The sequence below is a fragment of the Ideonella margarita genome (assembly GCF_038066635.1).
Taxonomy (GTDB): Bacteria; Pseudomonadota; Gammaproteobacteria; order Burkholderiales; family Burkholderiaceae_C; genus Ideonella; species Ideonella margarita.
Window position 1 is genome coordinate 187,360 of sequence record NZ_JBBUTI010000006.1, and the last position, 17,299, is coordinate 204,658.

Consider the following 17,299-nt stretch of genomic DNA (forward strand, 5'->3'; position numbering starts at 1 on the left):
CTCAGTCCTCCGTGCTGTCATCGACGGCGCCGGCCATCAGCTGGTCGAGCGCATCGGCGTTGGTGGCCAGCGTGGCCACCATGCGCGGCGGTGGCGGCTTGATCACCTGCGTCAAGGTGCGCTGCAGCTCCGACATCAAGCCCGCGCGCAGGCTGGGCAGATCGGCGCCGGCCTTGAGCGGCGGGGCCAGCACCACCGGGCTGGCCTGCAATGCGCCGGTCACGCCCAGCATGGCGCTGCGCTTGTTGAGTGCGCCCAGGTCCAGGCCCAGGCCGTTGGCCACGCGCTGGTCCAGCTCGGCCGTCGACATGGCCAGCGGCCGGCCCGGGTCGGCCAGCGGGCGCTGCGGGCCGAGCATGGGCTCGGTGTTGTCGGCCATGGTTTTCACCATCGTCAGGGCAACGAAGCGGCCGAGGTCAATCCGCCGCTGGCCCACGGTGGCGAGCAGCTCGGGCAGATCAAACGGCAGGGCCTGATCGAGCAGGCTGCGCACCCGTCCGACGCCAAATTGCTCGGCGCGGAAGCGCTGCAGCGACGACACCACCGACAGCTGCGACAGCGCCAGCAGCCGGCCCAGCTCGAACGCTGCGGCCAGGCCCAGGTCTTCGCGGCCGTCGGGCACCACGCTGCGCAGCTGGTCGGCGGCGTGGGCCAGCGGCAAGGTGGTTTTGCCGCTGGCGGCGCCGCGGTCGGTGGCAAAGGGCACGCAAGGGCCGCGGTACCAGGCGCGCAGCGCATCACCGCGGCGGCTCTGGTGGTCCAGGCCCAGGTGGCCGGTGGCCACCACTTCCGGCGGTGCGCGGCGCGGTGCGGGCGCCGTGTCGCCTGCCACCGCGTCTGGCTCGGGCCGCAGGGTGCCGAGCAAGCCGGTGTCCAGCGACTGCATCAGCGTCTCGAATGTGGCGCCTTCGGTGCTGGTGAAGGTCCAGTGCGCCAGCACCGGAAATTTCAGCACCTTCTCGCGGGCGTAGAACTCGATCGGCGGGCGGAAGCCGTTGGCCATCACCTCACGCACGCGGGTCATCGCGGCCGGGTCACGCGCGGCCATGGTCACCTGATGGGTGGCCTGGGCCCAGGGCGCGGCGGCGGCCTGCTGGCCCAGCGGCCGGCTGCCATCCAGCGCATGAAAGGCGGCGTTGCTGACGACCGGCGCTGCCGCGCGCGCGGCCCGGTCTGCGCGTGACATGCGGGGCGCACCCGGCACCTGAATGCCGGCCGGCAAGGCGGCGCGCGGCATCACCAGATCGTCCGGCCCGCCGGGCAGCTGGAGCTGCATCAGCGGGCGCCAGTCTTGTGCGCGGCTGAAGGCAAAGTCGGCCACCGCCAGACCGGGCTTGGGCAGCGCCGCCAGCTGGCCCTCCACATTCACCAGGCAGGCCATGTAGCGCACAGGCACTGGGGTGCCGTCTGTCTGCTCCATCACCGGCAGGCGGTTGGCCAGCACCACGGCCACCCAGCCGTCGTCGTCGGCGCCCATCAGCTCGGTGTCGCTGATGTCGACCTCGCGCACATGCGTCAGCATGGACAGGTCGTCGGCGCACGGGAAGATCTTCTTCACCACCGAGGCCGTCACCGACAGGTACAGGCCCTGGGCCACGTCCTGGTCGTTGGTGTCGGGCAGCGTGAGGCCCTCAGTCACCACCCCTGACACCGGCGTGGGGGTGGACAGGGACGCCTCGCCCTCGGCCACCAGCACCAGCGCCAGCCAGGGCTGGGCCGACACCTCGGGGCCGCCGGCCGGGTTGCGCTCCCAGGGCAGCGTGCGGCGCTTGAGCACGATCTGCGGCAGCCGATCACTGAACGCGCCTTCCGCATTGGCCGGCGGGAAGGTGCTGAGGATCTGGTCGGTGGGCATCACGTAGCGGGGCGCCGACACCCGCACATGCGTGGTTTCAGTGCCCACCGGGAAGGGCAAACCGCCCTGAGCGGTGCGCAGGGTGTAGTTGCCGGCGGTGACCTGCGGCAGCACATGGCTGTGCAGGATGAAGTGTCCGATGGCTGGCATTCAGGCGGCCTTTCTGCGACGTGTCTTGGGAAGCGGTGTGGCCGCGGGCCGGGTGGCCAGGGTGCGGGCGGCTGCGCGCTGTTGCGGGGTGCGCACCGGGCCTTGCCAATGCAGGCGCGTGGCAGCAGCCCCCTGCCCCGGTGGTGTGGGCGGGGCCAGCGGCGCCAGGGCGGCGTCCAGCCCGCGTGCAGCCACCAGCGCCAGGGCGGCTGCGGCGCTCAGGCCGGCACTGCCGAGCACGCCGGCCAGCGTGATGCCCGAGCCCGTGGCGATGCTGATCGACGGTGCGGCGGCGCCGTCCTTCGAGGCCTCTGGCACCAGGTCATAGGCCAGCACACTGCGCTGCCCCATCACCAGCAACTGCGGCGCCAGCGGCTCACCCAGTTTGTCGAGCGCCCGGGTGGCGCCGTCCAGGCCCATCAGCAGATCACCGGGCGCCGGCTGCTCGTCGTCGAGCACGATGAGCACCGAACGCAGCGGCTGGTTGAAGACCGTGCTGACGGTGGTGTCGCCCTGGGCCAGTTCGGCCCCGCGCACCCAGCCGGCTGCCGCACGTTGACCGTGGGCGGGCACCGGCGTGGCGGTGGCGTGCATCAGGCATCCGGGCGCCACGGCCGTGTTCCAGCCGGCGTACGGCATGAGCAAGCCGGCATGCCAGCCGAGCAAGCCCGCCGCAGCGCCGTCTGCACTGCCTGCGCCCAGGCCGGTGACCACGATGCGCTCGGTGCCTGGCGGCAGGCTCACGGCCTGCTTGGCATCGGCTTGCGCCGGCAGCCGGGTGTCGAGCAGGCGTCGGCCGCCCAGCCCCAGCAACACCACGCGGCAGGCCGCCCCGGTCATCACCAGGTCCGGGCGGGCCTGCTTCGAGCTGGCGTCTGCCCGCGCATTGGGCAGCTGCAGCACCACCGTCTGGCCGGCGGCCAGGCGGGCGCCCGCCTGGCGGTCACGGTCGCGGCCAGTCATTGCCTGCTGGAAGATGCTCAGGTCGGCGGCCAGTGGCGCACCGGCCCGGGCCACCACCGCGGTGGGCAAGGCGGCCTGGCCAGTGAGTGGCACACGGGACGTGGCCACCAGCGTGGTGGTGCCGTCCGTCAAGGTGCGCGACGCTGCGGGCGTGCCCACCAGCACCAGCCTGGCCGCGAACGACCGGCTGCGCTTGGCTTCCACCAAGGCCATCGTCGGCGGGGCCGTGCGCCACGCCTTGTCGCTGCCCTTGACCGTGGTGGTGGCCGCGGCCTGACCGATGCGGCCATCGGTTTGACCAGCGCTCATCAGCGCCAGCGCCACGGGCGCATCCACCACCGGGTCAGCCACCGGCAGCGGCCGGGCCTTGACCTGCAACGGCACCACCTTCACCACGGGGGATTCCAGCCCTTCGGCGAGGCTGCTGAAGCGCGGGGGTGCACTGCGTTCACCGCGCAACGCCGCCAGCGCCGTGGGCGAGGCCTGCCGCGCCAGCTGGCTGCGGGCCTGGGCCATGGCGGCCTCGACGTTGGTCACGGCCGGCACCAGCTTGCTGACGCTGATCGCCAGGTCACGCAGGCGTTTGCTGTCGGCCAGGCTGCGGCTCAGCGGCAGCGGCTTGCGCCGTCCGATGCTGACCTGGTGGTACGCCACCGGCGGCGTGGCCTCACCGGGCTGGCCGGTGGTGGTCAGGCCGATGGACTGCAGCGCCTTGATCATCTCGCCCTTGGGCATCTTGCGGTTGCTCGGATCGCCCGGCGGCCCCCACACGCCCACGGGGAAGCTGCCCAGGGGCTGCCGTTCCAGGGCAAACGGGAAGTCGTCACGCGTGACACCGTCGCGCAGCCAGGTGAACGTCACCACCGGCGCAATGTCACTGTTGCCCATCGGCCCGATGCCCAGCACACCTTCACTGTCCGCAGGCTTGGTGGTGACGGACCCATCCTTCGCCTCCGTCTTGATGAGCACCAGCGGCACCGTGCTGGTGAACATCAAGCCGAACTCGGCCACCACCACGAAGGGCTGCTCGGCCGTACCGTCGGGCGGCTTGGCGTTGGCCGCGGCGGGTTGCGCACCGCGTCCGGTGATCAGGGCCTGCGTACGAACCGGCTTGCCGGTTTCGGTGCCCAGGTACTTGGCGGTGAAGGCCTCCGCCGTCAGGTAGGCGCGCTGGGCCTGGTCGCTGCCGCCAAACTCCAGCGTCAGCTCGATGGGGCCAACCTCAAACGTGGCGCTGCCGCGGAAGTCGGGGCCCTCCACCGCGATGCGCGCACCCAGGTGCACCGAGATGGTCAGGTCGCCCAGGAAACCGAGGTCGAGCGTGACCCCCGCCGCGATGCGCGCATAGGCCATCACGTGGTAGTGGAAGGGATCGAAATACACGATGCCGTGCGCGCCGAAACGCACCTCGGCCCAGGCAGGCCCGAAGTGCGCCGAGGCTTCGAAATCACCGCCGGCCATCAGCGCTTCCGAGCTCAGCGCGAAGTAGCTGCCGGCCTTGATGACGATGCTGTCGCCGATCGCCCAGCGCAGGCCCAGGCGGGGCACCACGGGGTAGCCGTCGCGGTGGAAGTCGGGGTGGTAGCCGCCCAGCGTCATGACAAATTCGCCGGCGTGTTCGCCCTTGAACCAGATCACGTAGGCGAAGCCGCCGGTGAGCTTGATGTCGGGGTAGAGCAGCCAGGAGTTGTCGGTCAGCTGGCCCTGCACCCAGAGCACACCCTCGCTGGTCGAAAAGCGCACCATCAGCGCCAGCTCGATCGACACCAGCGCCACCTGCGGCCGTGGCAACGCCATGCGCGCCAGGCCCAGCAGATTGATGTCGAGGCCGTCGCCCACCTGCACGCCGATCACGGCGATGCCGTCGACCAGCGCGAAGCTGGTGAACGACAGGCCGCCAGCGAACCAGAAGGTGCCGCGCTGCATCGGGAAGTAGGTGCCCAGCGCCTGCAGCTTGTCCATCGGCTCGCCCGCACTGGCGCTGGGGTCGAGCATTTCGATCAGCGGGTATTCGCCGAACTTCGACAGATCGGTCGGCAGCTTCATTGCCCGGTTGATGCCGAAGCCACCACCGAGGCCGGTGAGGAAAAACGCGGGCGGGCCGCCCAGCATGCCCACCACGGCGCCTGCCGCGAAGAAGCTGGTGAAGCGCTCTTTGGTGATTTGATCCTCGCCCTCACCGTAGCCGCCGTAGAGCGTCAGGCCATACACGCCGAAGCGGCCGAGCAACATGCCGAGGTATTGAATGCCGCCGCCCGATGCCGTCTGCTTGAGCAAACCACCCGCGATCGACACGCCCGCCATGTCGGCAGCCACGGCCAGGCCGGCCAGATCGATCGCCCAGTTCGCCGGGTCCAGCAGGCCAGCGCCGCTGGTGTTGTTGAAGTTGTAGCGAAGCTGCAGGTCGTCCACCGCGCAGCTCAGCCCGAACATCGAGACCGAGCCGTCCATCAGCACACCGACCGACTGGATCTGGCCATCGCGCGTGGGCAGGTCGAGCCCGACCTGCTCCAGGTAGAGCGGGCCGAAGCCGCGCTGGATGGCCAACCACCAAGGCCCCGGCGGCTCGCCGGCCGTCAGGCTGACGGACACGCCGCCGCTGCCATGCTGCTGCACCGCCAGCGCCGGTGAAAACGCAGGCCGCGGCGGGGTGGGGCCGCTGTCGCGCATCAAGCCCTGGGCGATGGGGTTGTTGCCGCCGGCACCGGCCATCGGCACCGCCAGATTCTGGAACTGCAGCTGGATGCCTGCACCAGTCAGGCCGGTGCTGTCGATGCCGCCGTACAGGTGCAGGGCGACCGTGTCGATGCTCAGGCCGGTGTCGAGCAGCGGGCCGGTGGCCTTGCCCACGCGCAAGCCCAAGCCGTTCACCACCAGGCTCGGCGAAAAAGCCAGCGTCGGGGTGGTAGACAGGAAGCCCACGAACAAGCCCCCGTCGCCCGGCGGGTCGGGCGTGATCCAGCGGTCATCGTTTTCGAGCCACAGGCGCACCTCGCCATCGACCAGCAACAGGCGCTGCGACAAGCCCAGCTGCAGGCCGAGTGGCCCGTCCGGCGCCAGCTGCAGCAGCGACACGGTGAGGCCGTCCACCGTCAGCACGATGCCGGCGGACACGATGTTCTTCAGCAGCGCCAGCACGCGCGGCTGAACGCTGCTGAGCGTGGCCTCGAACAGGCCGGTGTCCAGCTCGAAGCTGCCCGACGCGTCTTTCAGCAGCACGCCCTTCAGCAGCTCACCCACGCTGCTGGGCGCGTTGCCCACCGGCGTGTTGAGCAGTTGCGTGACGGCCGGCTGCGCCAGCGCCACGGCTGCCGCCAGTTCCAGCAGCAATTGCACGGCGCGCTGGGCGACCTCGGGCGGCACGGCAGGCGCACCCACCACCGGCAAGGCAGGTACGTCATGCGGCGCGTTGAAAGGCCCGTCGCTGGCCACCAGGTGGAAGGTGCCGTCATCCAGCTGGCGGCACACAGACAGGCGCCTGAAGGGCGCCGCTTCGTCGAGCAACAAACCGACGCTGACCTGCCGCGTACGCCCCGGCGCCGCGCCGGCCACCACGCTGAACCACGGTCGCAGGTGCGCGCCGCCGATGTCGATGGGCTCGAGGCGCACGGTGGCGTCCACGGCCTGCACGCCGGCGTCAGACAAGGTGAAAGCCGCGTCGAGCAGCAGCACGTCGGGCACGATCAGGTTGATGACCGCCAGTTGCACGCTGCCCGTGGACGGCGTCCAGGTGAGGCTGAACACGCCGACCTCGCAGCGGATGGCGGCGCCTCCCGACGAGTCAGTGCTGCTGAGGGTGAGCGCTGCTGGCACCACGCCGCGCAACGCCGCCACCAGCGGCTGCAAGAGAGCCGCCGAGGCCCCCGGCGCCGCGGCCTTCAACGCCGCCACCGGCGCCTGGGCCCAGGCACGCAAGGCGGCCGCATCGAACCGGGGTGGTGAGCCGGTGCGCAGGCGCATCAAGTCACCCACCTGCTGCACCAGCGGCCCGACGTTGGCGGCCTGCGCAGCCAGGGTGTCGAGCAGGAAGGGCAAGGCCGCTTCCACTGCAGACCCTGCTGCGCCAGCCAGGCTGCCCAGGCCTGCAAACGGCAGCAAGGACACATCTGCCCCGCTGGCCGGACGCAGGAAGAGGCGGACCTGGCCGTTGTCGAGCGCCAGGTGCAGCGCAGGCCGGCCGGCCGATGCCCCGGGCAGGCCGAGGTGGGCTGCCAGTGCAGCCACTGGCGACTGACCCGCCGTGAGCCACAGCCCGGCGGTGAGGCCCAGCTGCAAGTGCGGCTGACCGGCGGCGGGGGCCACCCAGGCGGCGGCGTCGATGGCCAGTGAGAGCCCGCTGCGCGGCCCATCCACCAACCAGCTGACGCTGACGCCCGGCAGCACCACCAGCGTGGCCGGGGCGCCCGGCGCAGCGGCGGCCTGGCCCCACAGCAGGCGCAGTGCGTTCAGCAGTTGCGGGCCGCGTTGCGCGAGGGCGCTGGCCGCGCCTTGGCGTTGCCACCAGGCCGTCGGTTGATCAAGCCAGGCCAGCAAAGGCCGCACCGGGCGCAGCGCGCCCGCGGCCACCTCGCTGGCGGGCACCAGCAGATCGAGCGCGTCCAGCGCCGCTTCCAGCACCGGCGCCAGCACCGTGTCGGCTGAACGCAGGCCTTGCAAACCGGCCTGGGCCACCACGGCGGGCAGCCAGCGCGCCAGCAGGCGCTCAACCGCCGGCACATCGGCCACCGGCCACAAGGCCACGGCCTGGGCCGGGCCGCTGACGGGCAGCCACACCAGGCGCACGGTGGGCGCGGCGCCGGCCACGGGCGCATCCATTTGCAGTTGCCAGTGGGCTTGCGATGCCTCCGGCGCACGCACGCCGAGCTGGAACTGGCCCGTGCAACCGGCGGGTGAGCAGGTGAGGTCGAGCAGCCAGCCGAAGCGGCCGGCGTTGGGGCCACCCGCCTGCACACGCACGGTGCCGGTGGTGAGGTCCACCGACGCCCCCAGCGGGCCGAGCAAGGCACGCAGCGCATCGGCCAAGGCACCGCCGGGCGCGGCCAGGCGCTGACGCAACAAGCCCAGCGGGTCGAGCACGAGTTGATCCAGCGCGTCGGCCACCAGGCCACCTTCCGCAGCCAGCAGGCCCAGCTCTTCCAGCACGTCGCCCAGGGCCACGGCCAGTGAATTGCCCACATCGGCCTGCACACGCTGCATGACCGCGGAGAGCAGCACCCGCGCTTCGGGCAAGGCCGGCACGGCATCGGCGCCGGTGCCCAGCACCAGGCGCTCCCAGCGCTGGCCAAACAGGCGGGCATCGTGGAGGGTGATCGTCGTTGTTGCGGCGCTGGTGGCCGAGCCGTCGCCGTCCAGCGGCAGCACCATCTCCACCGACACGGCGCGCAAGGCCATCTCGGGGCGGGCCATCAGCCAGCCTTGGCGGTCGGCCAAGCCCAGTTGCACACGCAGTGTGCGGGTAGCGGCCACCACGCCGGCCGGGCCCACGTCATGTGCCAGCAAGAGCAGATCGGCCTGGCCGGTGATGCGCACATCGCCGGCGGCCTGTACAGGCAGGGGCCAACGCAAGCCGGCGCGCCAGCCGGTGGGTGCAGCAGCCAGCAGCGGCGCAAGCGCTGCGGCTGCCGCTGCAACGGCGGCCCGGTGGTTCAAGCCCGCCGCCACCACGGCAGTGAGGGCATCAGCCACCTGGGCTGCTGTCAGCACGCCAAACACCGCGTTCACGGCCAGGCCCGCGCGGGGCGCCGGCAAGGCCTGCGGCGGCAAGCGCAGCTCGGCCGTGGGCTCGGGTTGATCGGCCAGCGGCAGCAGGCCGTCCAGCAGCGCGCGGCCACGGGCCAGGTCGCTGTTTTCGGCCGGCGCGCCGGTGGCGGGCGGCGGCGGCAGCAGGCGGCCCAGCAGGTGCACGGCATCAGCCATGGGCTGCTCGGTCAGCACACGGAGCGAGATGTCGGACAGCGGCGTGCCCACCAGCACCAGGTCGGCCACGGCCGGGCATTGGTCAGCCGCGATGCGCGCGGCGTGGCCGGCACCGGCCAGCGCCACCAGCGCGATGGCGGGGTCGATGCTGGACAGGTGATTCAACACGCGGGACAGGCGCGCGGCCTGCTGAGCGGTGCCGTCGTCGGTGTCGCCCGGTGCGCGGCAATCGGCACGGCTGCCCAGGGCCACGAACCACACGCCGGTGGCAGCGGTTGGCAGGGTGAACATCGCCGGGCTCAGGCCGCTGCCGGTGAGGTTGATGCGGCGATCGGCGGGCATGGCCGCCCAGGCCTGCTCCCCCACGGCCACATGCACCACGAGGTTGGGCACGCGGCCGGAGATGACGGCCACGTCGATCTGCTCCCACAGCTGCGTGGCAGCAGCGGCCAGCTGGTGCAGACGCACGCCGGCCGGCACAGCGCTGCCCACGGGCGGGCGCAGGCGGCCGTCGCCGTCTGCACAGCGGTTGGCGAAGCGCTCCAGGCCGTCCTGCAACTGGTCTTGAAGGCGATGGCGCAGCAGGTCGGCCAGGTCCGGCGCGCGGCGGGCATCGGCCTGCAAGGCCGCCAGCCATTGCGCCGGCGTGAGGGCCGGCAAGCCGGGCAGCCAGTTCTGCAGCAGATCGCGGGCGGCGTTCAAGGCAGGTGCCGGGCCGGCCGGTGGCAACCAGGCCACCAGCTCGGGCAGCAGGGCTGCAGCGGGGGTGGCGGGGCCGGCCAGGGCCAGGCGCCACGGGTCGTCCGGGTGGCCGGTGCCGGCCAGGGTAGCGGGCAGCGCCGGGGTGCTGCCCAGCAGGTCAGCCAGCCAGCCGAGGGCGCGCGGGGCCAGCGGGCTGGCCAGCAAGGGGCGCAGCCAGGCCTGCAACGCAGCGGCGGGGTTGGCCACCAGGTCGGCCAGGCGCAGCGGCGGGTGGCTGCCAGACGGCGGTGGCGTGGGCTGCCAGCCCAGCAAGGCGATGGCCTCGGCCAGCGCCGGGTGCACGGCCACCGGCTGGCTCAACAGATGAGCCAGCAGGGCCTGCAGCGCATCCCAGTCGGCGGCGGGCAGGGTCAGGCGACCAGCCGCATCCAGCCGCGGCATGACCAGCGGCAAATCCCCGCTCGGCAGCGACAACCTGGGCGAAGGCAGCAGGCACTGCGCCTGCAGGCCGGTGGCGGGCAGCCAGTGCAAGTCCAGCCCCAGGCCATCGGCCAGCAGCGCCGCACCGGCTTGCAGGGGCAGACGGATGCGCGGCGGCGTGGCGCCGGCTTCGGTCAACATCAGGCGAGCCTGGGCGGCGGGCAGCAGCTCGGCGCTGCGCACCAGCACATCCAGCTTCAGCAGCGTCACGCGCAGCCGGGTGGCGGCGTTCAGGGCCACGGCGCGGGCATCGACCGCGTCAAGGCGGGCCAGCACCACGGCGTCCAGCCACAGCACGGAGCCGTCCACCGCCAGCTCCAGCGCCAGTTCGGTCTGCCGGGTGGCGTCTTGGGCGCGATGCAGCGGCAAGTGCCACGGGTCAGCCCGGGTGCCACTGCCGGTGATGGCGGGCAGCGCCGCGCCGGCATCGGCCAGCGCGGTTTGCACCGCTACCAGCAAATCACGCAGCTCAGACGGCCGGCTCATCAAGGCGCGCCAGTGGGCGGCCACGGCGCGCAGCGGGTCGTCGAGCAAATCGTGCAAGGCCACGGGCGCCAGACCCGACGGCGCCTGCAAACCCAGCAGCCGGCGCACCAGGCCGAGCACGTCACCCAGGCCGGCGAGCAGGCTGTCGGCGAGGCTGGCCACGGTGGTGCCGGCCGCGTCGATGACGGCATCGGGCGTGCTGAGGTCGAGCGTGGCAAAGCGCTGCGCGCCGATGACCACGCCATCCGCCGCGAGCAGGAAGCGCAGCTGGCGGTTGGCGTCGAGCTCGAAGCCGATGCGCACGGTGTCGACGTGCACGGCCGGCGGGCCCGACACATCCAGCACCGGTGTGCCGGGTGCGGGCAAGCCGGCCTGCGCCCACACGGCCAGGCTGGGCAGGGCCAGCAGGCTGCCATCCACCAGATCCGCACGGAGCAGCGCCGCGCGGATCTGCACCGGCGTGGCGGCGGGCCCGAGCCGCACGGTGAGCGCGGGGGTCAGTCGGGTATGGCCGGACGGGCCGGTGTCCACGCCAATGGCCAGCGATACCGCAGCGCTGCCGCCGATGGTCAGCTGCACCGCATCGCCCACCACCTGCGCGCCCAGCAAGGTGGCCAGATGGCCCATCCAGCGCGTGCGCATCGGCGCCTGGCCCAGCACCTGCTCCAGCCATTGCGCCAGCGCCAGCGGGCCGCGCTCGAACAGGCCCTGCAGCGGGAAGTCGGGCAGGTCATCGGTGCTGCGCAGCCCCAGCAGCCCGGCCAGCGCCTGCACCGCCGGCGGCCCGGCTTCGGCCTGCGCCTGCAGCAGCGCCAGCACGAGGTGCAGCACGGCTTCATCCAGCTGATCTACCCCGGCGGCGCTGACGAACACATCACGCGGCGCAGGCGCGCCAGGCAGTTGCAGGCCCTGCAACATCAGGCCGAACACGGGCGGCTGCGTGTGATCGTCAATGGCGGTGGGCGCATCAAGCGACAAGCCGATGCCACCCAGCCGAGGCAGGCCCGGCACTGGCGCTGCGGTGTCGAGCGTGACCTGGGTTTGCACGCGCAGGCGCCCACCCGGCGCACCGAGCAGCAGCAGCGCCCCCACCGGCGCGCTGGCGTCTTCGCGGAAGGCCCGGAACAGCGGCACCATCAGGCGCGTCTGGCTGATGGCCGGGGCGGTGGTGCGCACCGTCAGGCCCACGCCGATGTGCAGGCCGTCCAGCGGCCGCGCGTCCACCGTCAGCGCCAGGTCCACCGGCGGGTCGGTCAGGGTGATGAGCGGCAGCCAGGTGATGCCGTCCACCTCTTGCCGCGCGGCGCCACCCAGCGCTTCGTCGATGAAGGCCATCAGGGCCTCGCGCTGCGCCGGGTTCGACAACACCCGCGTCAATGACGCCGCCGGGTCAGAGAACCAGTCGGGGTTGGGGTCTTCGCCATCAAACAAACCGAGGGCGGCGGCCAGTTGGCCCAGCAGGCCCAGATCACTGCGGTGCATGCTCATCAGGTCACCTCGAAGGTCACAGCTTTGCCGACTGGCCGGTGAACCGGTGACGGGCCATGGGGAGAATCGTCAGGCCCTTGGACGTGACCATCACTTCAACGGGCACCAGCACCTGGCCGCGCGCGTCTTTGCCGGCCGCCGCAGCCAGGCCGCTGAACAGGCCCAGCACGCACTGCCAGGCGAAGGCCACCAGCGCGTCGCCCCAGCGGTCCACCACCAGGGTCGGGCCTTCAGGCACGCGGTGGGTGGCGGCGAACAGGCCCGCGGGCTGGTCGGGGGAGCCGCAGACGAAGGTGATGCGCACCCGGGCGTCACCGGTCTGATCACAGCGCACCGCCAGGGTCAGGGCCAGCACGCCGTCGTCGATGGAAACGTCGGAGGGTTCCAGGGCGACGGCCAGCTCGTCGCTGCCATCGACCCAGACAACCTCCTTGCGCAGGCTTGGCCGGTACAAACCCGCCGCCTCACGCATGGCCACCGCCAGCAGCTCCCGGGCGGTGCCGCCGCCCATTTCGATCGGGGGATGCAGCTGACCTTCGGTCAAGGGCGCCCGCACGGCGGCCAGGGTGAGGGCCGTGTGTTGCTGTGCAACAAATTTCAGGTACTCGGTGGCGATGCTGGCAGGCATGTTTGGCGGCTCGACTGTGTTGAAAAATCAACAGGCCACACGGCCGACGCGGACTTGCGCCAAGGCTCGATCACCTGCCACTGACGGACCAATGTAGGAGGGCAGCCTCCAAATGGGAGCCCCTACCAAGGCCGTCCGGAGGGCCAGCTCACCCCCTAAGACAGAGGTGCCAGCAGGCCTCGTGAAGCTTTGCGCCACGGGCCTGATCTGCTACGCGCGCCAGACTCCAAACCCAACCAGATCCACCCCAAAAAAGACCCGCTTGTTTTTTCAGAATGCAAGAGAGAGTTCCCCGGTTCTGGTTACCCCACCCCTAGAACATCAATAGCAACGTTCAGACGCACGTCATAAATTGAGGCTTCAGCTTTATTTGGCGAGGAGCCTCCTCATGTTCTCGAAGTCGTTGTCCAGTGCGTGCCTGATCGGCTGCGCCCTGACCATGAGCCTGGTGACTGTGGCGCAAGCCCAGGAAGCTGCTACCGCAGCGCCCAGCGATACCAACTCCGGCATGCGCGTCAGCGTGGATCCGGTCACCAAGGAAATCCGGCCTGTCAGCGCCGCTGAGTCACGTGCACTGGACCGCAAGTCCGGCGTCGACGCGTCCAGCCTGCAGCGCAGCAAGCCTGTGACCCTGACGTCCAAGGCCACCGGTGCCCGCGGCGTGCGTCTGAGCGAAGAGCACATGAGCTCTGCCGTCGCCACCATCTCGGCCGATGGCAAGCTCCAGATGGAATGCATGGAAGCCGGCGACCACGCTGGTCATGCCCACGCCGCTCCTGCAGCAGCACGCAAGGAGTCGAACCTTGAATAAGCATCTCTCTTTCTCCGCCAAGGCCCTGTGCGCCGTGGCGATGGCCGTGGCCGCCCTGGGTGCGCAAGCAGCTGGCGCCAAGGCCCGCCTGCTGATCGTCAACGGTGACCCCGCTGGCGTCGGCTTCAACGACACGACCCCGGCCACGCCGGTGGGTGGCAACCCCGGCACCACGCTGGGCGAGCAGCGCCTGTTCGTGTACGACTACGTGGCCAAGAAGTGGGCGCGCGAGCTGCCCCCGGGCCCGCCGATCCGCGTGGCTGCCAGCTGGCAAGCCCTGACCTGCACGGCCTCCAGCGCCGTGCTGGGTTCGGCCGGTGCCTACAACGTGTGGCGCAATTTCCCGAACGCTCCGAAGCAGGACGTCTGGTACTCGTCCGCGCTGGCCAACACCCTGGCCGGCAGCGACCTGGACGAAGGCGCTGATCCGGAAATCATCTCGCGCTTCAACGTGAACCTGGGCACCCCGGGCTGCCTGCCGAGCTCGCCGTTCTACCTGGGCGTGGACAACGTCGCCCCGGCTGGCCACATCAACTTCGCCATCGTGCTGCTGCATGAGCTGGGCCATGGCCTGGGCTTCCAGGCCCTGACCAGCGGCTCGACCGGTGCACGCATCTCCGATGGCTCGAACGCCTACCCGGCGATGTGGGAATCGTTCATGTACGACAACACGGCTGGCAAGTCGTGGGCCGACATGACCGACGCCGAGCGCGTGACCTCGGGCATCAACACCGACAACCTGGTGTGGACCGGCGCCAACGTGCTGGCCGACGCCCCGAAGGTGCTGAACGGAACCCCGTTCCTGAAGCTGTTCTCGCAGGCTGCACCTGATGTTGCCGGCACCTACCCGGTGGGCACGGCCTCGTTCGGCGCCCCGGTGACGACGACCGGCCTGAAGGGCGACATCGCTCCGATCGTCGACCAGCCGGACGGCGTGACGGGCCTGGCCTGCACCGCGCTGAGCCCTGAGAACGCGGCAGCCGTGGCCGGCAAGGTCGCCTTGGTCGACCGTGGCACCTGCGCCTTCACCATCAAGGCGAAGAACGTGCAGAACGCTGGCGCCGTGGGCGTGCTGGTGGCCGACAACGTGGTGGCTGGCCTGACCGGTCTGGGTGGTGCTGACTCGACCGTCGTGATTCCGGCTGTGCGCATCCTGAAGACCGACGGCGCCAAGATCCGCGCTGGCGTGGCTGCAGCAGGCGCCGCTGGCGTTCGTGGCAACCTGCGTGTCGACAACAACGTCCGCTCGGCGTCTGACGCCGCCGGCCGTCCGCGTCTGTACGCACCGAACCCGTACCAGTCGGGCTCCTCCGTCTCGCATTGGGATACCGCCGCCAGCCCGAACCTGCTGATGGAACCGGCGATCAACGCCGACCTGACCCAGAAGGTCAAGGCCCCGGTGGACCTGACGCTGCCCCTGCTGAAGGACATCGGCTGGCCGATCGGCCAATAAGTTGCCAGCCGCGGCAGCCTGCAACTGCGGGCTGAATGCGGACTGAAGGTACCAAGGGCCGGGTGGCAACACCCGGCCCTTTTTTTGTTGCCCGGAGGGGCCGCTTAACATCCGGGCACCTCCAGCCGGGCCGATGCGGCCCTTGACGTTGATCCCGCATGCGCCTGCCTCGCCTTCACGCACTTCTCCCCGCCTTGCTGATGCTGAGCGGCCCAGCCATTGCGGCGCCGCTCGACACGGCCACGACAACGGCCACCACCACCACGCCGGGCCAAGCCACGATGGCCGCCAACTCCTGGGGCACCTGGTCGGGCGACATGAGCTTCGGCCTGTCCTTCAACAGCTCGAGCAGCCTGTCGCGTCGCACCACGGCCGATGCAGAACTGCTGCTGACCCGCCCCGACAGCGACATCAGCTTTGACCTGGCCTTTGACCGAGAGACGGTGAAGGTGCCGGGTCAGCAAGCCGAACTGGACCGCGACAAGTACGACGTCAACGTGAAGTACCGCCACACGCTGTGGGATGCCGACACCTTCGTCTACCTGTCGCCACGGCTGCGCCACAACGTGTATGGCTACTACGTGCGCACCAGCGCGCTGCGTGCCGGCCTCGGCCACCGCTGGCAGACCGGCCGCGACCTGAACCTCACGCTCGAAGGAGGCACCGGTTACCGCCATGCCCGCCTCTACAACGACGGCACCGCCAACGAGGTGCTGTTCACCGTGGCCGGCCGCGCGCGCTGGCAGGTGAGCCCCGGCGTGCAGCTGCGCCTGAGCGTGGTGCATGAACAAAGCCGGCAGGAGCGTTACCGTACCGTCGACATCAGCCTGCGCTCACGCTTGACGGATCATGTGGGCCTGCAGGTCAAGGCCAGTCACAGCCGCGGCTTCCCGTTCAGCAGCATCGAGCCCGACGGCGAGACCGAGCTGGATGTGGGCGTGAGCTACGAGTTCTGAACCATCCACTCCGGGAGATCACCATGCGCCGCTTCCATGTCCACACCAGCGCCCCCAGCCGTGCCCTTGCACTGGGGCTGCTGACCTTGTGTGCCACCACCGGCCTGCGGGCCGAGCAGATCGGCGCCGTCGACACGGTGTTCAAGTTCATCGGGCCCGACCACAAGATCGTGGTGGAAGCCTACGACGACCCGAAGGTGGCAGGCGTGACCTGCTATGTGTCGCGCGCCAAGACCGGCGGCATCAAGGGCGCGCTGGGCCTGGCGGAAGACAAGTCGGAAGCCTCCATCGCCTGCCGCGCCGTCGGGCCGGTGTCGATCGGCAAGCCGCTGCCCGAACAGGAAGAGGTGTTCAGCGAGCGCATCAGCCTGGTGTTCAAGAAGCTGCGCATCGTGCGGATGGTGGACACGCCGCGCAACACGCTGGTCTACCTGACCTACTCCGACCGGCTGATTGAAGGCTCTCCGCAGAACTCGGTGACCGCCGTGCCGGTGGACCGCGGCACGCCGATTCCGGTCAAGTAAACCAGCCGACGAGGGCTGGTGAGCGCGCGTCAGGCCTCGCGGCCCGACATGCGCATCTGCCGCGCGGTTTCCTCGTCGCGGGCATCGTCGATTTCACGCAGCACGCTGCGCAGATCAACGCTGGCCAGCTCGGGCTCGAAGTGGCCGGTCAGCGGGGTATCGGCCTGCAGCATGCCGCGCTGATAGAGGCTCCACATCTCGGGGCCGTAGGCAGTGTTGAGCAGCGCCGGCTCGAAGCGGCCGAAGAAGTTGCGCAGGTTGTCCACGTCGCGCAGCAGCATGCGGGCGGCGTGGTTGTTGCCGGCGGCGTCCACGGCCTGCGGCAGGTCGATGATGACCGGGCCGTCTTCGGCCAGCAGGATGTTGAACTCCGACAAGTCACCGTGCACCGTGCCGGCCGAGGCCAGCATGCGCACCACCTGGCGCAGCAGCGTGTCGTGGTGGCGTGCGGCATCTTCCCGGGTGAACTCGACATCATTGAGGCGTGGCGCGGCATCACCATCGGCGTTGGTGACCAGCTCCATCAGCAGCACGCCGTCATGGAAGTTCAAGGGCCGGGGCACGCGCACGCCTGCCGCAGCCAGGCGGTACAGCGCGTCCACCTCGGCGCTCTGCCAGGCCTCTTCCTGGGCCTGCCGGCCGAAGCGGGTGCCCTTGGCCATGGCGCGCGCCTGGCGGGTGTTCTTCACCTTGCGGTTTTCGGTGTAGTCCACGGCTTGCCGGAAGCTGCGGTGGGTGGCTTCCTTGTAGATCTTGGCGCACAGCGTTTCGTCACCGCTGCGCACCACGTAGACCATGGCTTCCTTGCCGCTCATGAGTTGTCGAACCACGGTGTCGATCAACCCTTCTTCGATCAGCGACTGCAGTCGGGGAGGTGCTTTCATCAC

General features: G+C 70.6%; 8 protein-coding genes. 4 read left to right on the forward strand and 4 right to left on the reverse strand.

The features are described from left to right. Position 1: 1 nt before the first annotated feature. From AACH00_RS10195 to AACH00_RS10205, 3 genes are read right to left on the reverse strand one after another with little or no spacing between them, the layout of a single operon-like run. Positions 2-2,005 (reverse strand): hypothetical protein, encoded by a 2,004-nt coding sequence (locus tag AACH00_RS10195; RefSeq protein WP_341399015.1) that lies wholly within the window; start codon positions 2,003-2,005, stop codon positions 2-4. Next, entirely contained in the window at positions 2,006-12,040 is a 10,035-nt protein-coding gene (locus AACH00_RS10200) for a DUF6603 domain-containing protein (protein WP_341399016.1), read from the reverse strand. A gap of 16 nt (positions 12,041-12,056) precedes the next feature. Beyond that, positions 12,057-12,668: a hypothetical protein gene (locus AACH00_RS10205; protein WP_341399017.1), complete on the reverse strand. Its 612-nt coding sequence runs from the start codon at positions 12,666-12,668 to the stop codon at positions 12,057-12,059. A gap of 388 nt (positions 12,669-13,056) precedes the next feature. Here AACH00_RS10205 and AACH00_RS10210 point away from each other — a divergent pair, with 388 nt between their 5' ends. The 4 genes from AACH00_RS10210 to AACH00_RS10225 all read left to right on the forward strand — a co-directional run bounded on the left by AACH00_RS10210 (position 13,057) and on the right by AACH00_RS10225 (position 16,412). Continuing rightward, the gene (locus AACH00_RS10210) at positions 13,057-13,479 is read left to right on the forward strand and encodes a post-PEP-CTERM-1 domain-containing protein (RefSeq protein ID WP_341399018.1); all 423 of its coding nucleotides are present in this window, start codon (positions 13,057-13,059) and stop codon (positions 13,477-13,479) included. Beyond that, on the forward strand, positions 13,472-14,932 hold the full coding sequence (locus AACH00_RS10215; RefSeq protein ID WP_341399019.1) for a PA domain-containing protein: 1,461 nt from the start codon (positions 13,472-13,474) through the stop codon (positions 14,930-14,932). The genes AACH00_RS10210 and AACH00_RS10215 overlap by 8 nt, the downstream gene beginning before the upstream one ends. Before the next feature lie 200 nt (positions 14,933-15,132). After that, positions 15,133-15,888 carry a DUF481 domain-containing protein gene (locus AACH00_RS10220; protein WP_341399020.1) on the forward strand — a complete coding sequence of 252 codons (756 nt, stop codon included), beginning with the start codon at positions 15,133-15,135 and terminating at the stop codon, positions 15,886-15,888. Positions 15,889-15,911: 23 nt separating this feature from the next. Then, the gene (locus AACH00_RS10225; RefSeq protein ID WP_341399021.1) at positions 15,912-16,412 is read left to right on the forward strand and encodes a CreA family protein; all 501 of its coding nucleotides are present in this window, start codon (positions 15,912-15,914) and stop codon (positions 16,410-16,412) included. Positions 16,413-16,441: 29 nt separating this feature from the next. Here AACH00_RS10225 and AACH00_RS10230 read toward each other — a convergent pair whose 3' ends face one another. After that, on the reverse strand, positions 16,442-17,296 hold the full coding sequence (locus tag AACH00_RS10230; RefSeq protein ID WP_341399022.1) for a PA4780 family RIO1-like protein kinase: 855 nt from the start codon (positions 17,294-17,296) through the stop codon (positions 16,442-16,444). Between the last annotated feature and the right edge of the window lie 3 nt (positions 17,297-17,299).

Coding starts and splice junctions, on each gene's coding strand:
- AACH00_RS10210 (WP_341399018.1), top strand. CDS start 13,057: ATGTTCTCGAAGTCGTTGTCCAGTGCGTGCCTGATCGGCTGCGCCCTG.
- AACH00_RS10225 (WP_341399021.1), top strand. CDS start 15,912: ATGCGCCGCTTCCATGTCCACACCAGCGCCCCCAGCCGTGCCCTTGCA.
- AACH00_RS10220 (WP_341399020.1), top strand. CDS start 15,133: ATGCTGAGCGGCCCAGCCATTGCGGCGCCGCTCGACACGGCCACGACA.
- AACH00_RS10195 (WP_341399015.1), bottom strand. CDS start 2,005: ATGCCAGCCATCGGACACTTCATCCTGCACAGCCATGTGCTGCCGCAG.
- AACH00_RS10230 (WP_341399022.1), bottom strand. CDS start 17,296: ATGAAAGCACCTCCCCGACTGCAGTCGCTGATCGAAGAAGGGTTGATC.
- AACH00_RS10205 (WP_341399017.1), bottom strand. CDS start 12,668: ATGCCTGCCAGCATCGCCACCGAGTACCTGAAATTTGTTGCACAGCAA.
- AACH00_RS10200 (WP_341399016.1), bottom strand. CDS start 12,040: ATGAGCATGCACCGCAGTGATCTGGGCCTGCTGGGCCAACTGGCCGCC.